14 protein-coding genes are annotated in these 15,665 nt (G+C 60.5%); 5 read left to right on the top strand and 9 right to left on the bottom strand.

Annotation, left to right across the window (positions count from 1 at the left end; translation table 11 throughout):
• Window positions 1–52: 52 nt before the first annotated feature.
• The 9 genes from CQ009_RS26725 to CQ009_RS26765 all read right to left on the bottom strand — a co-directional run bounded on the left by CQ009_RS26725 (window position 53) and on the right by CQ009_RS26765 (window position 8,215).
• Window positions 53–1,105 (bottom strand): AI-2E family transporter, encoded by a 1,053-nt coding sequence (locus CQ009_RS26725; RefSeq protein WP_064391566.1) that lies wholly within the window; start codon window positions 1,103–1,105, stop codon window positions 53–55.
• A 69-nt stretch (window positions 1,106–1,174) separates the two neighbouring features.
• Complete coding sequence (locus CQ009_RS26730; RefSeq protein WP_064391568.1) at window positions 1,175–1,981, bottom strand: DUF4892 domain-containing protein; 807 nt, start codon at window positions 1,979–1,981, stop codon at window positions 1,175–1,177.
• A gap of 115 nt (window positions 1,982–2,096) precedes the next feature.
• A complete protein-coding gene (locus CQ009_RS26735; RefSeq protein WP_064391570.1) occupies window positions 2,097–2,951 on the bottom strand; it encodes an alpha/beta hydrolase in 855 nt (284 codons plus the stop codon).
• Window positions 2,948–3,754, bottom strand: a complete 807-nt coding sequence (locus tag CQ009_RS26740) for an alpha/beta fold hydrolase (protein ID WP_105709202.1) — start codon at window positions 3,752–3,754, stop codon at window positions 2,948–2,950. Before CQ009_RS26740 ends, CQ009_RS26735 begins: the two co-directional genes overlap by 4 nt.
• A gap of 276 nt (window positions 3,755–4,030) precedes the next feature.
• Window positions 4,031–4,474 (bottom strand): hotdog fold thioesterase, encoded by a 444-nt coding sequence (locus CQ009_RS26745; protein WP_064391574.1) that lies wholly within the window; start codon window positions 4,472–4,474, stop codon window positions 4,031–4,033.
• Between the two features lie 31 nt (window positions 4,475–4,505).
• Window positions 4,506–6,161, bottom strand: coding sequence for an AMP-binding protein (locus CQ009_RS26750; RefSeq protein WP_105709203.1), 1,656 nt, complete (start codon window positions 6,159–6,161; stop codon window positions 4,506–4,508).
• 210 nt (window positions 6,162–6,371) lie between these two features.
• On the bottom strand, window positions 6,372–6,824 hold the full coding sequence (gene sixA / locus CQ009_RS26755) for a phosphohistidine phosphatase SixA (RefSeq protein WP_064391578.1): 453 nt from the start codon (window positions 6,822–6,824) through the stop codon (window positions 6,372–6,374).
• Window positions 6,821–7,168, bottom strand: coding sequence for a DUF4389 domain-containing protein (locus CQ009_RS26760; RefSeq protein WP_105709204.1), 348 nt, complete (start codon window positions 7,166–7,168; stop codon window positions 6,821–6,823). Before CQ009_RS26760 ends, sixA begins: the two co-directional genes overlap by 4 nt.
• Before the next feature lie 21 nt (window positions 7,169–7,189).
• Window positions 7,190–8,215 carry an NAD(P)H-dependent glycerol-3-phosphate dehydrogenase gene (locus tag CQ009_RS26765; RefSeq protein ID WP_064391581.1) on the bottom strand — a complete coding sequence of 342 codons (1,026 nt, stop codon included), beginning with the start codon at window positions 8,213–8,215 and terminating at the stop codon, window positions 7,190–7,192.
• A gap of 196 nt (window positions 8,216–8,411) precedes the next feature.
• Between CQ009_RS26765 and CQ009_RS26770 the strand changes: the two genes are divergently transcribed.
• The 5 genes from CQ009_RS26770 to fabB all read left to right on the top strand — a co-directional run bounded on the left by CQ009_RS26770 (window position 8,412) and on the right by fabB (window position 15,365).
• The gene (locus CQ009_RS26770) at window positions 8,412–10,535 is read left to right on the top strand and encodes a TonB-dependent siderophore receptor (RefSeq protein ID WP_105709205.1); all 2,124 of its coding nucleotides are present in this window, start codon (window positions 8,412–8,414) and stop codon (window positions 10,533–10,535) included.
• Between the two features lies 1 nt (window position 10,536).
• Complete coding sequence (locus CQ009_RS26775; RefSeq protein ID WP_105709206.1) at window positions 10,537–11,469, top strand: ABC transporter substrate-binding protein; 933 nt, start codon at window positions 10,537–10,539, stop codon at window positions 11,467–11,469.
• Entirely contained in the window at window positions 11,466–13,370 is a 1,905-nt protein-coding gene (locus tag CQ009_RS26780; protein WP_064391588.1) for a response regulator, read from the top strand. Before CQ009_RS26775 ends, CQ009_RS26780 begins: the two co-directional genes overlap by 4 nt.
• A 247-nt stretch (window positions 13,371–13,617) precedes the next feature.
• On the top strand, window positions 13,618–14,133 hold the full coding sequence (fabA, locus tag CQ009_RS26785; protein WP_064391590.1) for a 3-hydroxyacyl-[acyl-carrier-protein] dehydratase FabA: 516 nt from the start codon (window positions 13,618–13,620) through the stop codon (window positions 14,131–14,133).
• 11 nt (window positions 14,134–14,144) lie between these two features.
• A complete protein-coding gene (gene fabB / locus CQ009_RS26790) occupies window positions 14,145–15,365 on the top strand; it encodes a beta-ketoacyl-ACP synthase I (protein WP_053122750.1) in 1,221 nt (406 codons plus the stop codon).
• Window positions 15,366–15,665 lie beyond the last annotated feature (300 nt).

Raw genomic sequence — 15,665 nt, forward strand, 5'->3', positions numbered from 1 at the left:
TTACCGCAGCAATGGATATACACCCAAACCCAAAACCCAAAACCCAAAACAGCTACCGCCGATCCTCAACCCGAGACTGACTCTTACTCCAATCCGTCAACAAACTGTAAGCCACCGCCAACAACGTAGGCCCGATAAACAACCCGATAAACCCAAACGCAATCAACCCGCCAAACACCCCAAGCAACACAATCACCAACGGCAAATTGCCGCCTCGGCTGATCAGATACGGCTTGAGCACGTTGTCCACGCCACTGATGATGAATGTTCCCCATATCCCGAGAAACACCGCCATCCCGTACTCACCCTTCCACGCCAGCCAAGCCGTCGCCGGCACCCACACCAACGGCGGCCCCATCGGAATCAGACTCAGCAAAAACGTCACAATCCCGAGCACCAGAGCCCCGGGAACGCCGGCAATCAAAAACCCGATCAACGCCAGAATCGCCTGCGCCGCCGCCGTCCCGATTACGCCGTTAACCACCCGCTGCACCGTACCGGCGACCAGTTCGATGTAATAGCCGGCGCGATCACCGATCAGGCGCTCCAGCAGACTGTGCACAAACGCCGCCAGTCGCGGGCCGTCGCGGTAGAAAAAGAACACAAAGACAATGCTCAGCGTCAGCTCGAGAATCCCGCCGCCAATCTGCGCACTGCGCGCCAGCAACCAGTTGCCGACCTGACCCAGATACGGCTTGATCGACACCATCAATGCCGCGCCCTGCTGATCGATGCTGTTCCAGAGGCCGACGAGCCGTTCACCCACAAACGGCACAGTAGCCAGCCATACCGGCGCCTCCGGCAGGCCATCAACCTGCACGTCCTTGATAAACGCCGTGGCATCGCGCACATGATCGGCCAGGTTGAACCCCAGCCAGACCAGCGGCGCCGCCACCAGCAACATCCAGCCGAGGGTCAAAATCGCCGCAGCCAAAGCCTCGCGTCCCTTGAGCAAACGGGTCAGCAGGCGCATCAGTGGCCAACTGGCGAACGCCAGCACCGCGCCCCAGAACAGCGCCGACCAGAACGGCGCCATCACCCAGAAGCTGGCACCAAACAACACCAGCAGCAGGATCTGCACCAGCAGGCGATCGTTATTGAGCATGTAAGGTCTCGAAAAAGTCAGTCAGGCCAAGAGTAGGCGAACACGCCGTGCGTGCTCGCTCGCCACAGCTTATCGCAACAGGTCGATGCGCAGGCCTTTACCCTCGACAGTGCCGGTTTCCATCCGCGCAGCGCGCACGCCCTGATTGATCAGGGCCTGACGCCAGGCCTCGGCCTTGGGCCCGGATACCGTGACGCGCAATGTCGTGTCGAGGTTCAGGCCACGGGAGATCAGGCGCAGCCAGGTGTCATCCGGATCATCGACTCGATCGGGGAAATCCAGTTCGCCGGTGCTTTTGAGTTGACGCAACAGGGTCGCCGAGGTCGGCAGCAACTCGCCCAGCGGCGCAATTGCTTCGAACTGTTCAACATGCAGATAGGCTTTGCGATTGCCGCGAGTGATGCTGTACAGCGCCACCAGCGTGTTGTCTCGCGGCGCTGCCAGTCGCAACAGCAGATACGCTTGCTGCTCGTCAGCACCGTACAACTTGGAGTTGCCGAATACCTCGTTGGCCCACAGGCTGCTTTCACCACAATCACGGGCCTGGCACCAGAACAGCAACTCGGCGTCCTGCTCCTGCAAGGCTTCGCGGGCAGCGGTAAAGGCTTCGGTGGCGGAATGTTCGGGCGGTAACTCGTAGGTCACCGAAGTGATTTGGCCACGGGCGGTGACCTGGCCGTCGAAACGTAACTGGCCGCTGATCTTGCGGATAGAGCCCAACGGATAGATGCGCTCCAGCTCGGCCGGCGGGCGATAGTCGACGATTTGCGCATCGGCCAGCCGTGGCACGATCTGCAGATCGTGACTGCCCGGCACGTCGGCAGCGAAAGAAACGGAACTGAAACAGCACAGTGCCAACAGACTGAGTGACCGCATAGTCAGGCTCATCGGATCGGAGTGACTGTGTGATTCGGGGTCGCAGCGGTATAAAGATCCATCGTGGTTGTCTCCCATTTCAACCCGCCCAGCCTCGACAGTTGCCCACGGCAAGTCAAGGAATGGCGAAGAACCGATTGAAACAGTCTGCGACAAGACCCGCGCCTGGCTCGTCGTTCAAGTGCAGATGGTGCCCGCCCGGCAGCTGTTCCTGGCTAAAGGGTAGCCGCTCCAGCAGTTCGGAGTGTTTGGCCAGCATGCCATCAGCGGCAACCACCAAATGCGCCGGGCAACTGACGCGCAGGGCGAAAGCCATTGCCTGCTCCTGGGTCAGGCGCAGCGGCGACGGCAAAGTCAGGCGATTATCCGTGCGCCAGGTGTAGCCGCCCGGCACCGGCATCAATCCGCGCTGCGCCAACAGTTCAGCCGCCTCACGACTGACCGCGACCAGCCCCTTCATGCGCGCTTCGATGGCGCGGTCGAGGGTGTTGTAGACCGGTTTGCGTTTCTCACGCAGATCCAGTTGCGCCTGTAAGGCCATGCCCATGCGCTCGGCTGCGTTTTCGCCTTTGTCTGTAGGAGGAATGACGCCGTCGATCAACGCCAGATGGCTGATACGCTCCGGCAACGATCCCGCCAATACCATGGAAACGATGGCCCCCATCGAATGCCCGAGCAGGCCGAAACGCTTCCAGCCCAGTTGTTCGGCGACTTGCAGCACGTCATGGGCGTAGTCCCACAGCGCATAACCGGCGCCGTTCGGTCGATGCCCGGAATGCCCATGCCCGGCCATATCCAGGGCAATGATGCGTAAACCTTTGAGCTTCGGCGCCAGCCGCGCGAAGCTGTTGGCGTTGTCGAGCCAGCCGTGCAGCGCAATGATCGGCAAACCGTCCTCGGGACCGAACAAATGCGCCGCCAGCTCGATATGCGGCAGGCTCAGGCGCACTTCTTCGAAGGTCGGGCTCATGCGCAATCCTTGTCCTGACGGTTTTCCCAACGGGTAAACAGGTTCTTCAACAACCGCGCAGTGTCTTGCGGACGCTCCAGCGGGAACATGTGCCCGCCGGGCATGCTCAGCGCCTCGCCTTGTGCCAGGCGCGAAACGAAGCGGGTGTGATGACGCATGACCACGCGGCTCTTGTGCCCGCGCACCACCGCCAGTGGCACCTGTAACTGCCGGGTGCGACCGGGGCTGGTGTGCGGCACACCACGATAGATGCTGATTTCAGTGGCGGGGTCGAAACGCAGGCGCAGCTTGTCGCCGACCTGGTGCAAGCCGTATTGCAGATAGGCATCGAAGCATTCCGGGTCGAAGCCCCGGAACAGCGTTTTACCGGCGAAATAGCTGCGCGCACTGTCGAGATCGGCGAACTCTTCACGTCGGCCCAATGTGCGCCCCGCCGGTGTCAGTTTGTCGATGAAACCCAAGCGCTTGGCGGCACGGATCACCCACTGATCGGTGCGGGTCAGCACTGGCGAGTCGAGCATCACCACGCCGCGATACAGCTCAGGGCAACGCAGCGCCGCGTGCAGGTGCAAAACACCGCCGAAAGAATGGCCGACACCCCATACCGGTTGATCCTGCTGCTGCAAATGGTGGATCAGCTCGTCAACCAGGTTGTACCAGTTGTCATCCGCCGGGAAACGCGGGTCATGGGCGTGCAGCTCCAGATGCGCGACCCGGTACTCGGGCGCCAGCGCCGCGAACAACTTGCCATAGGTGCCCGAGGGAAACCCGTTGGCGTGGGCGAAAAAGATCGGTTGCGACATACCGGAAAATCCATGAGCGGGAAACGTGGTGTTGATTGTCCGTAAGACCGTGCCTTACAGCAATGACCGTAACTGCCAGGAATGATGACAGTCCGGTCAGGGCTATGGTGAGTCAGCCGGATCGCTACCCCCTCACCCCAACCCTCTCCCCCAGGGGGGCGAGGGGGAAAGGGAGCCGATCTCCATACTATTGCGAATTTGTATTCGACTCGGTATCTCAGGTCGATGTACTTCGAACAACCCACTCGGTCAGTCCCCTCTCCCTCTGGGAGAGGGTTAGGGTGAGGGTGGCTGCTCACCCAAAGGCACCACCGCCATGGTCAGCCGTGACACACAACTGGCCTTGCCTTCGTCACTGGTCAAACGGATATCCCACACATGGGTGGTGCGGCCAATGTGAATCGGCTTGGCCACCGCAGTCACCCGGCCACTGCGCAAGCCGCGCAAATGGTTGGCGTTGATTTCCAGCCCCACGCAATAGAACTTGCTGGCGTCGATGCACAGGTAGCTGGCCATCGAACCCACGGACTCCGCCAGCACCACCGACGCGCCGCCATGCAGCAAGCCGTAAGGCTGGTGCGTGCGATGGTCGATGACCATGCTTGCAGTCAGCGATTCTTCGTCGAACGCTTCGAAGCGGATGTCGAGCACTTCGCCGATGGTATTTTTCTGGATCGCGTTCAACTGCTCGATGTCGGGAGTAGTACGCCACAAGCTCATCGCAGACTTCCTTTGTTGTTGTAGTGGTCGCTCAATCCTGCCACAGCACCGCCTCGCTGCGCTCGCTCCATTCTTCGAAACGCGCGCCATAGGTGTCTTCGATGACGTTGCGCTTGATCTTCAGCGTCGGCGTAAGAAAGCCGTTCTCCACCGCCCAGCTGTCCTTGACCACCACCAGGCGGCGCAAGCGTTCGTGCTTGTCGAGCACCGCATTGACCTCTTCCAGGAGTCTTTCCAGACTCGAATGCAGGCTGGCCCGGCCCTCTTCCTGATTGACCGTCGACAGCACGCACAACCCCAGTGGCGCGCTCAGGCCATCGCCGACCACGCACACTTGCTCGATCCGTGAATGCACGGCCAAACGGTTTTCGATCGGCGCTGGAGCGACGTATTTGCCCTTGCTGGTCTTGAAGATTTCCTTGAGTCGCCCGGTCAGGCGCAGACGCCCTTCGGCATCCTGCTCGCCCTTGTCACCGGTACGCAGGAAGCCGTCCTCGGTGATCGTTTCGGCGGTTTTCTGCGGTTCCTTGAAATAGCCGAGCATGTTCGCCTGACTGCGCACCTGCACTTCACCCAACTCATCGATGCGCACTTCGACATCCGGGCACGGTTTACCGATCCAGCCTTGTTTGTATTGCCCTGGCAGACAGATGTGCGAGTAACCGCAACCCTCGGTCATGCCATAGACCTCAAGCACGTCGAGACCGAGTTTCTGATACCAGGCGAGCAGGGTCTGCGGTACCGGCGCCGCACCGGACAACGCCACGCGCAAGGCGTCCAGCCCCAGCCCGGCGAGGACTTTGTGCCCGACCCGCTTGCCGATGAACGGCAGGCCGAGCAGGAAATCCAGGCGTTTCGCCGGAATCTTGCCGTACACGCCCATCTGGAATTTGGTCCAGATTCGCGGCACGCCGAACATCGCGGTCGGCCGTGCGCGCTGCAAATCGGTGATGAACGTATCGAGGCTCTCGGCGAAGAAAACCGTCTGCCCGGTATAGATCGAGGCCAATTCAACGAACATGCGCTCGGCGACATGACACAGCGGCAGGTACGACAGCAGCCGATCATTCTCATTGAGGCCGAACAGCTGCGTGCCGCGCGTGGTGGCGAAGCCGAGATTGGCGAAACTGTGCATCACGCCTTTGGGCAGGCCGGTGGTGCCGGAGGTGTAGATGATGGTTGCCAGTTGCTCGGCGGCAGGACGCGGATCGTCCTGGATCGGCGAACTGCGTTGCAGGTCTGCCCAGTTGAAATCGAATTCGCCAGGTGGATGCAGCGGCAGGCTGATGGTCGGCAAATCGGCCGGCACGCCTTTGGCCATGCCCGGCCAGTCATCGAGTTTGCCGATGAACGCCAGGACGCTTTCCGAATGATTGAGCACCTGCGCTACGGAGTCGGCGGTGAGATTGGGATAGAGCGGAACAGAAACGTGCCCGGCCATCCAGATAGCGAGGTCAGCGATGATCCAGTGTGCGCAGTTTTTCGAGATCAGGGCGATGTGGCTGCCGTGCGGCAACTCACGGGCACGCAACCAGTGCGCGGCGCAGCGGGCCTGATGGCCGACGTCGGCCCAGGTCAGGGTCTCGACCTGCCCGCCGCCAGTGGGCTGCACCAGAAAGCGCTGGCGCGGATGCCGGGCTTCACGTTCATAAAACACGTCCAGCGGCAATCGGAATGCGGCAGACATGCGACTCGCTCCTGTGATTTTGGTCTGGAGCAAGCGTAGTCAACCAAGCAAGTGCTTGGTTGGAAAATTCAAACAAATAATTTCATGGTGTACGCGGTACCTGTAGGAGTGATCCTGCTCGCGATAGCGGTCTGTCGGTCGACATAAATAGCGACTGATAGACCGCTATCGCGAGCAGGCTCACTCCTACAGGGGTCGGTGTTTACAACTTCACGGGTGTTTGAGGCTGTTAAGGGTCATCGAGCCGATCAGCAACTCCGGGCTTTCCAGCTCAGCCAGATCGGCGGTGCTGACCCGCTCCGGAGGATGTCCGGCGCCATGCTGCAGATAGCTCAGCAAATTGCCCACCAGCGGGTTGTGGCTGACCAGCAGCACGTTGCTTACCGACACCAGTTGATCGGTAACCTTGTCCGGGTCGACCTCCGGAGTCAGCCACTCGACCGTGCGAATCTCCGGTTCGAACCCGAGCGCTTCGCGCACAATCTGTGCAGTCTGCTGCGCCCGCAGATAAGGGCTGGCGTAGATCGCAGTAAGCGGCTGGCCAATCAAATGGGCAGCGCTGCTCAAGGCTTCTTTGCGACCGTGCTCGGTCAACTCCCGTTCGGAATCGGGGCACGAGCCGTAAGGCACGGCCTCACCGTGACGCAATACCCAGAGTTTCATAGCTTGGGTTCCTCATCTCGAACCGGATGCGGTGTCGGCGGCACGGCGTGCGGCGCTTCACCTTCCGGGGTACGCGGCGCTGGCCAGTCGGCGAAAGGCCAGGGTTTCTGGTCGCTGTGGAAACTGCCGAAGCGGCCGATCTGCGCCAGAAACTGGCTCAGGCTGTCGCCGAAGTTCATCAGGCTGGCGCTCGGTGCGCCATAGATCAAACGATAGATCAGTTGCACCAGCACCACCGCGCCGAGGATGAACTGCGCCACTTGCCAGACCAGCACGTAGACGATCATCCACAGCACCCGCAGGAGGATGGATTCGTACTTGGCTTCGGTTTTCGGATCGTTCATGGCTTGCTGCTCCCGGCTCACTCAGTTGAAACCACTGGTGGAAATAAAGTCGACGTCGGTTTTTGGCTCGGCTCGCATCAATAGACCGATCACCTGCTCCAGCGTGCGTCCTTCGAACAGGATCGCATGCAGCCCGGCGACCAGCGGCATGTACACGCCGACCTCCTGGGATTTGGCCTTGAGCACTTTGAGGGTGTTGACGCCTTCGGCGACTTCTCCGAGGCGCGACACCGCTTCGTCGAGGCTCAAGCCCTGACCCAGCGCGAAACCGACCTGATAGTTACGACTCTTCGGCGACGAACAGGTGACGATCAGATCGCCGACACCGGCCAGACCGAGGAAGGTCATCGGGTTGGCGCCCTGATTCACCGCAAAGCGGGTCATCTCCGCCAGTGCGCGGGTGATCAGCATGCTCTTGGTGTTCTCACCCATTTCCAGCGCGACCGCCATGCCGGCAATGATCGCGTAAACGTTTTTCAACGCCCCGCCCAGCTCGACGCCGAAGCGATCAGCACTGGCGTAGACGCGGAAAGTACGACCATGCAACGCGGCTTGCACCTGCTTGCAGAGTTCTTCGTCCTCACTGGCGACCACCGTGGCAGTCAGCGCGTGCTCGGCAATCTCGCGCGCCAGATTCGGCCCGGACAACACGCCGATGCGCGCCTGCGGGGCGATCTCTTCGAGAATCTGGCTCATCAGTTTGAAGGTCTGGGCCTCGATGCCCTTGGTCAGGCTGACCAGCATCTTGCCGCTCAAGCGCTCGGCGTGGGCCGCGAGCACCGTGCGCAGCGCGCTGGACGGCAGTGCGACAAAGCACAAATCACAGGCGTCGAGGGTTTCCTGCAGGTCGGTGACGGCGGTCACGCCCGGCAGAATCTTGATGCCTTTGAGGTAACGCGGGTTTTCGCGATTGACCCGGATGGCCTCGGCCTGCTCGGGGTCACGCATCCACTGCCGGACTTGATGGCCGTTCTCGGCCAAAAGGTTGGCCACGGCGGTACCGAAACTTCCGCCTCCCAGGACCGCAATCGGGCGCTGTTCAGTCATATGCAATCCGTTAATCCATACCAGTGGCGATGGCGGCATTATACGGGGCAGCCCGGTCGCGGCCAGCCCCAGCAACAATTACCGACACTTGTAGGAAGAAGACCAATAAAACCTAGGAAAATGCTACTAACGTGAATGGAAAAGTCACGGTGCTCGGTTAACATGCGCGCCAAATCTTTACGATCAAGGCTGCGTCGTGTTTTTCGCTCCTCGCCCTCCCCGTTCGCCCCTGTTGCTGGCGCTGTTGTTCAGCCCGCTAGTGCTGGCGGACGACCTGTTCATGGACAACCAGGCACTGCCACAGGTGCTGACGGCCACGCGCCTGAAACAGACACCGGCAGAAGTGCCGGGGAGCATGACCGTACTCGACAGCGAATTGATCAACGCCAGCGGTGCCCGTGACATCAGCGAACTGCTGCGCCTGGTGCCTGGGATGATGGTCGGCAACATCAGCGGCAATCAGGCGGCGGTCAATTACCACGGCACCAATGCCACCGAAGCGCGGCGCATGCAGGTGCTGATCGACGGCCGTTCGGTGTACCGCGCAGGTCTGGCCACGGTGGACTGGAGTGACATCCCCGTGGCCATGGAGGACATCGAGCGCATCGAAGTCTTTCGCGGCCCGAACACCGTCAGTTATGGCGCCAACGCGCTGATGGCGGTGGTCAATATCATCACGCGCAACCCGGCGGATAGCCATGGAACGCGTCTGAAATATACCCGCGGCCAGCGTGGCATCAATGATTTCTATGCCAGCCAGGGCACCGGCTGGAATGGCGGCGATCTGCGCCTGTCGCTGTCCGGTCAGGAAGATGACGGCTTCGACAGCGATCGCAGCGGCGCCGATTACCGTGACAGCCGCCGCTTGAACCGTTTCAGTCTTGCGGTCAGCCACACCCTCAGTGATAACCAGAGTCTCGACTGGCAGGTCAACGCCAAAGACGGCACCAACCAGCGGCCCTACACCTATCGGCCGGTGTTCTCCGGGATTACCGCCGCCGGGAACAATTCTGACGTAGTCGCCAAGGATTACGCCGGTTCGGTGCGCTGGAACCTCGACATCAATCCCGAACACAGCCTTTATATACAAGGCTCGGCGCAACACTGGGATCGCCAGCAAACCTGGCGCGCCTGCGATGCCGAGGTGTCATTCAGCCCCGAGTTGACGCAACTGTGGCAACTCAACCCCAATTACACCGAACGCCTGGCGCGCAACATCACCCGTTTCACCGGCCCCGGCGCAGCACCGGGCACACCGCAGGAAATGGCTCTGGCCAATCGGGTGCTGGATCAATGGCGCAATGGCGCCAGCCAGACCTTGTGCGGCGACATCGACCAGAGCGCCCGCGAATCGCGCTACGACCTCGAATTGCAGGACACCCTCAGCCTGTCCGACAGCCTGCGTCTGGTCAGCGGCATGAACTATCGTTACGACCGCGCCGATTCCGAAACCTACTTCAATGGCACGCTGGACGACACCACCTGGCGTGCGTTCGGCCAACTGGAATGGCGCGCCACTGAGCACTGGTTGTTGCAGGGCGGCGCGATGTTCGAAGACACGCAACTGATCGGCAGTTCGCTGACGCCGCGCTTTGCCGTCAATTATCTGATCAATCCGCGCCACGGCTTGCGCGCGGTGTACTCGGAAGCAATCCGCTCGCCGGACATGTTCGAGAACAATGTGAACTGGAGCTATCAGGTCAACAACCTGCGGCCCTCGGCCTACGGACAGTCTTCGGCGCGCTACTTCGTCAAGACGCGCGGCCCGGGCGATCTCGATCAGGAACACATGCGCTCGCGTGAACTGGGCTACAACGGCTATTTCGCCGAACTGGGTCTGGCACTCGACGTAAAGCTGTTCTACGACGAAATCACCGGGATGATCAGCGAGCCATTACGCAACAATCAGTACATCGCCAGCAACGCCAACAGCTCACGTTTTCGCGGTACCGAAACCCAGCTCGACTGGCGTGTGAGCAGGGCCGACCGCTTGCGTTTCACTTACGCTTTTGTCGATGCCGAGGCGAGCAATCCGCTCGATCAGCAATTCACTTCGCGCAACAGCGGTTCCGCCGGCTGGCTGCGCGACTGGGGGCACGGCTGGAACAGCGCCCTCTTCTATTATGGTGACAACGCGCTCAATGGCTACCGCTTCGAACGGGTCGACACGCGCATCGCCAAACGCATCCCGCTGGGCAAGGCTCAGCTGCAATTGGCCGGCGTGTTGCAACAACGTCTCGACCATGAGCCGACTACCTTCGTCGACAACAACTACGACGAGCGCCGGGTGATGTACTTCAGCGCCGAACTGGAGTTCTAGGATGCGTCACGGCCTGTCACGGAAGACGCCAACCCTTGGCCACTGGCTGGCCGGGGTCTTTCTGTTTTTGACTGCGTGGCTGCACGGTGTCGCGGTCCAGGCCGCGGACATTCTGCTCACGGGGGCCGAGGAAAGCCCCGGCGTACAAGCGTTCGTTCAGGCTCTGAGCGAATTGCGCCCGACCGACAACGTGCGTTTCCAGCCGCTGGACAGTCTCCCGGCACCGGGCAAACTGCCGGCCAGCCTGCGCCTGATCCTCCTCGATCTGCCAAGCCTGGATTGGCGCCTGCAAGAACCCCAAGGTCCGGCAACGCTGGTGCTGCGCATCAGCCGCTTGCAAGCGCGCCAGCGTTTTGGTGACGCAGAACCTGCACACCTGAGCCTGCTGTGGAGCGATCCACCACTGAGTCGGCAACTGCAATTGATCCGGCGAATCTTGCCGCAGGCACGGCGGGTCGGCGTGCTGTTCGATCAACACAGCGAGTTTTTGCTGAAAGAACTGAATCTGGCTGCACAACCGCTGAATCTGCAAATCGTCAGCCAGCGCTGGGACAACACCCTTGACAGTCGTCCACTGCAAGCCGTGCTGAAAAACAGCGACGTGCTGCTGGGCCTCGACGATCCCGATCTGTACAACCCGAAGACCGCGAAGAACCTGTTGCTCAGCAGCTACTCGCGGCAAGTCGCGCTGGTCGGACCCAACGTCGCTTTCGTCCGTGCCGGCAGCCTGGCCAGCAGCTACAGCGATCAGAACGATTGGCTGGCAATCCTTGATCAATTGCTTGACCAACCCTCGGCTGCTTGGCCGCGAGCGCTCTATCCCGCACGTTTTAATGTTTCAAGTAATGCACAGGTGGCTCGTTCATTAGGTATCGAACCGCTGAATGATGCGTCTGTCGCCAGAGCGCTGGCCGAAGGAGAACGCCGCCCATGAGTTTCCGTCGCCGCTGGGACATCAACACCCGCACCCAGCTGATCAGCCTGGGCCCGGCGCTGTTGCTGACCTTGCTGTTGATCAGCTTCTTCACGTTTGTGCGCATCCAGGATTTGCGCCAGGAGCTGAACCACACCGGCCAACTGATCGCCAACCAACTGGCCCCTGCCACCGAGTACGGAGTGATTTCCGGCAACAATGAAGTGCTGGAGAGCCTGCTCAAAGCCACACTGGCTACGCCCAATGTGCGTTTTCTTGAAGTGCAGGACAGCGCCAACCGGATTCTGGTGTACGTCGAACAACCGGCTGACACCCACAATCGCCCGCATCAGGTCGAAGTGTTTCAGGCCCCGGTGCGACTGCAGCGGATCTCCCTGCACAATGATTTCTTTCAGGACGGCAAAGTCAGTAATGGTGCGGCCGCCGAGGATTATCTGGGACGCGTGATCGTCGGCCTGTCCAACGATGCCTTCAGTCAGCGTCAGCAGGAAATTCTGCTCAAGGCCGGGATTCTCGCGCTGTTCGCCCTGCTCTTCACTTTTGTCCTGGCTCGGCGTCTGGCCGGTAGCCTGTCGCAGCCGATTCGCGACATCGGCGATGCGGTCAAGGCGATTCAGGACGGCGACTACAAGACCCCGTTGCCGATTGTCGACGACACTGAATTGGGGGCTTTGTCGCAGCACATCAACAACCTCGCACAGGCGCTGGAACAGGCCAGCCGCGAGCAGCATCAAGCCATGGCGCAACTGATCCAGACCCGCGAAGAAGCGGAAAAGGCCAACAACGCAAAATCCGACTTCCTGGCGATGATGAGCCATGAACTGCGCACCCCCATGAACGGTGTGCTGGGCATGCTGCAGTTGCTCGAAACCACCGAGATGACTGAGGAGCAGATCGAGTATGCAGCCCTCGCGTCGGAGTCCACCGAGCACTTGCTGAAAGTCATCAACGACATTCTCGACTTCTCGCGCATCGAGCGATCAGAACTTGAGCTGGAGCACATACCGTTCAACCTCACCGAGCTGATCGGTGCCTGCGCGCAGTCGTTCCAGCACAGCGCGGTGCAACGCGGCCTGGCGCTGAATCTGCGGATCCCGGACGACATGCGCAGTTTGCAGGTGCAGGGCGATCCGACGCGGATCCGGCAGATTCTGGTCAACCTGGTCGGCAACGCACTGAAGTTCACCGAACAGGGTCGGGTCAGCATCGAGGCGCAGTGGCAATCGCTGGATCACGAATTGCTGTGGTTCACCTGCTCGGTACGCGACAGCGGCATCGGCATTTCTTCCGAAAGTCTGGAATTGATGTTCAACGCTTTCCAGCAGGCCGACAGTTCGATCTCGCGGCGCTATGGCGGCACCGGCCTCGGCTTGCCAATCGCCCGCACCCTGGCAGAACGCATGGGCGGCACTTTGCGCGCGCAGAGCGAGGAAGGCCGCGGTTCGGTCTTTACTCTGGAGATCCCGCTGGCGCTTTATAAGCAAGCGCTACCGCCATTGGCCGCGCCGCGCGCACTGAACGGCAAAGGACAGGGTGAAGGGCGCAATGTCTTGCTGGTGGAAGACAATCCGGTGAACCAGACGGTTATCGAAGCGATGCTGCGCAGTCTGGGCTTTACTGTCAGCGTCGCCGTCGATGGCGCGCAGGCCGTACGCAGCGCTGAAGAAAGTGATTTCGAAGTGATTCTGATGGATTGCCGCTTACCGATCATCGATGGCTATGAGGCGACGCGACAGATCCGCCAACTGCCGGGACGCAGCGACGTGCCGATCATCGCACTGACCGCCAACGCGTTGCAGGGTGACCGCGAAACCTGCCTGGAGGCAGGCATGAACGATTATCTGGCGAAGCCGTTCAAACGTAATGATCTGCAGCAGATTCTGCAGCGCTGGGTGTCGTAGTGTGGGCCTTTCGACCATCTGCGACTGGCGTGAAAAGCGAAAGTGCGGCAGTCTTAGGCACCCGAACAAGCCTCAAAAGGGGCTTGAATAAAAATTTCAGTGCACAAGTGTACATTCATGTCCTTGGTGCTGTGACTTTCACCACAACGCAATAGTCTATGAGTAGGCTGCCGGTTCGAGGCATGAACGCGTCGAACGGTCGGGAAGATTTGCCCCACCTGCCGCATGGGATTATTGAGGAGCTCGCATGACCAAACAAAACGCCTTTACTCGGGAAGATCTGCTGCGCTGCAGTCGCGGTGAGCTGTTCGGCCCAGGTAACGCGCAACTGCCCGCCCCGAACATGCTGATGGTCGATCGCATCACCCTGATCAGCGAAGAAGGCGGCAAGTACGGCAAAGGTGAATTGGTCGCCGAACTGGATATCAACCCTGACCTGTGGTTCTTCGCCTGCCACTTCGAAGGTGATCCGGTGATGCCGGGCTGCCTGGGCCTGGATGCCATGTGGCAACTGGTCGGCTTCTTCCTGGGCTGGCAAGGCCTGCCGGGCCGCGGCCGTGCGCTGGGTTCGGGCGAAGTGAAGTTCTTCGGTCAAGTCCTGCCGACCGCCAAGAAAGTCACCTACAACATTCAAATCAAGCGCGTCCTCAAGGGCAAGCTGAACCTGGCCATTGCCGACGGTTCGGTGTCTGTTGACGGTCGCGAAATCTACACCGCCGAAGGCCTTCGCGTCGGCGTGTTCACCTCCACTGACAACTTCTAAGGGTTATTCGCATGCGCCGCGTCGTTATCACTGGTCTGGGCATCGTTTCGTGCCTGGGCAATGACAAAGAGACCGTCTCCGCTAACCTGCGTGCAAGCCGCCCTGGCATCCGGTTCAACCCGGAATATGCCGAAATGGGTCTGCGTAGCCAGGTTTCCGGCTCCATTGACCTGAACCTTGAAGAGCTGATCGATCGCAAGATCTATCGCTTCGTCGGCCACGCAGCGGCTTACGCCTACCTGGCCATGAAAGACGCCATTGCTGACTCCGGCCTGACCGAAGAGCAAGTGTCCAACCCGCGTACCGGCCTGGTGGCTGGCTCCGGTGGTGCTTCCACGCTGAACCAGATGGAAGCGCTGGACATCCTGCGCGAGAAAGGCGTGAAGCGCGTTGGCCCGTACCGTGTCACGCGGACCATGAGCAGCACGGTTTCCGCTTGCCTGGCCACGCCATTCAAGATCAAGGGCCTGAACTACTCCATCGCTTCTGCCTGCGCCACCAGTGCTCACTGCATCGGTACCGCCATGGAACAGATCCAGATGGGCAAGCAGGACATCGTCTTCGCCGGTGGCGGTGAAGAAGAGCACTGGAGCCAGTCGTTCCTGTTCGACGCCATGGGCGCTCTGTCCAGCAAGCGCAACGACACCCCGGAACTTGCTTCCCGTGCCTACGACAAAGACCGTGACGGTTTCGTCATCGCTGGCGGTGGCGGCATGGTCGTGGTTGAAGAGCTGGAACACGCTCTGGCCCGTGGCGCGAAAATCTACGCCGAAATCGTTGGCTACGGCGCAACGTCCGACGGCTACGACATGGTTGCCCCAAGTGGCGAAGGCGCGATCCGCTGCATGCAGATGGCGATGTCCACCGTTGATACCCCGATCGACTACCTGAACACCCACGGCACCTCGACTCCGGTCGGCGACGTTGCGGAAATGAAAGGTGTGCGTGAAGTGTTCGGCGACAAGGCACCTGCGATCAGCTCGACCAAGAGCCTGTCCGGTCACTCCCTGGGCGCCGCTGGTGTTCACGAAGCGATCTACTGCATGCTGATGATGGAAGGCAACTTCATTGCCGGCTCCGCCAACATCGACGAGCTGGACCCTGAAGTGGCCGATCTGCCGGTGCTGACCAAGACCCGCGAAAACGCCACCATCAACACCGTGATGAGCAACAGCTTCGGCTTCGGCGGCACCAACGCCACGCTGGTACTGAAGCGCTGGGAAGGCAAGTAATTCCCCCTGCTTGAGCCACACATGAAAACGCCCCGACTGGTTCGGGGCGTTTTTTTTCGCCTGCAGAAATTAGCCGGGACACTACCGGTCCGTGTTGTTGATCGTTCCCACGCTCTGCGTGGGAATGCAACCCCCGTGACGCTCCGCGTCACTGGACGCGGAGCGTCCCCAGAGGCGTTCCCACGCGGAGCGTGGGAACGATCAACAATGGGTTTCGGCGCTTCTGGAAATGAAACTTCTGTCATGAAACTTACCGCCCTGCGACCGAATGTCGCGGATTACGCGGGCTGCAGCACTGTT

It is taken from the genome of Pseudomonas sp. MYb2, from assembly GCF_002979955.1.
Taxonomy (GTDB): Bacteria; Pseudomonadota; Gammaproteobacteria; order Pseudomonadales; family Pseudomonadaceae; genus Aquipseudomonas.

Coding starts and splice junctions, on each gene's coding strand:
- CQ009_RS26725 (WP_064391566.1), bottom strand. CDS start 1,105: ATGCTCAATAACGATCGCCTGCTGGTGCAGATCCTGCTGCTGGTGTTG.
- CQ009_RS26730 (WP_064391568.1), bottom strand. CDS start 1,981: ATGCGGTCACTCAGTCTGTTGGCACTGTGCTGTTTCAGTTCCGTTTCT.
- CQ009_RS26735 (WP_064391570.1), bottom strand. CDS start 2,951: ATGAGCCCGACCTTCGAAGAAGTGCGCCTGAGCCTGCCGCATATCGAG.
- CQ009_RS26740 (WP_105709202.1), bottom strand. CDS start 3,754: ATGTCGCAACCGATCTTTTTCGCCCACGCCAACGGGTTTCCCTCGGGC.
- CQ009_RS26745 (WP_064391574.1), bottom strand. CDS start 4,474: ATGAGCTTGTGGCGTACTACTCCCGACATCGAGCAGTTGAACGCGATC.
- CQ009_RS26750 (WP_105709203.1), bottom strand. CDS start 6,161: ATGTCTGCCGCATTCCGATTGCCGCTGGACGTGTTTTATGAACGTGAA.
- sixA (WP_064391578.1), bottom strand. CDS start 6,824: ATGAAACTCTGGGTATTGCGTCACGGTGAGGCCGTGCCTTACGGCTCG.
- CQ009_RS26760 (WP_105709204.1), bottom strand. CDS start 7,168: ATGAACGATCCGAAAACCGAAGCCAAGTACGAATCCATCCTCCTGCGG.
- CQ009_RS26765 (WP_064391581.1), bottom strand. CDS start 8,215: ATGACTGAACAGCGCCCGATTGCGGTCCTGGGAGGCGGAAGTTTCGGT.
- CQ009_RS26775 (WP_105709206.1), top strand. CDS start 10,537: ATGCGTCACGGCCTGTCACGGAAGACGCCAACCCTTGGCCACTGGCTG.
- CQ009_RS26780 (WP_064391588.1), top strand. CDS start 11,466: ATGAGTTTCCGTCGCCGCTGGGACATCAACACCCGCACCCAGCTGATC.
- fabA (WP_064391590.1), top strand. CDS start 13,618: ATGACCAAACAAAACGCCTTTACTCGGGAAGATCTGCTGCGCTGCAGT.
- fabB (WP_053122750.1), top strand. CDS start 14,145: ATGCGCCGCGTCGTTATCACTGGTCTGGGCATCGTTTCGTGCCTGGGC.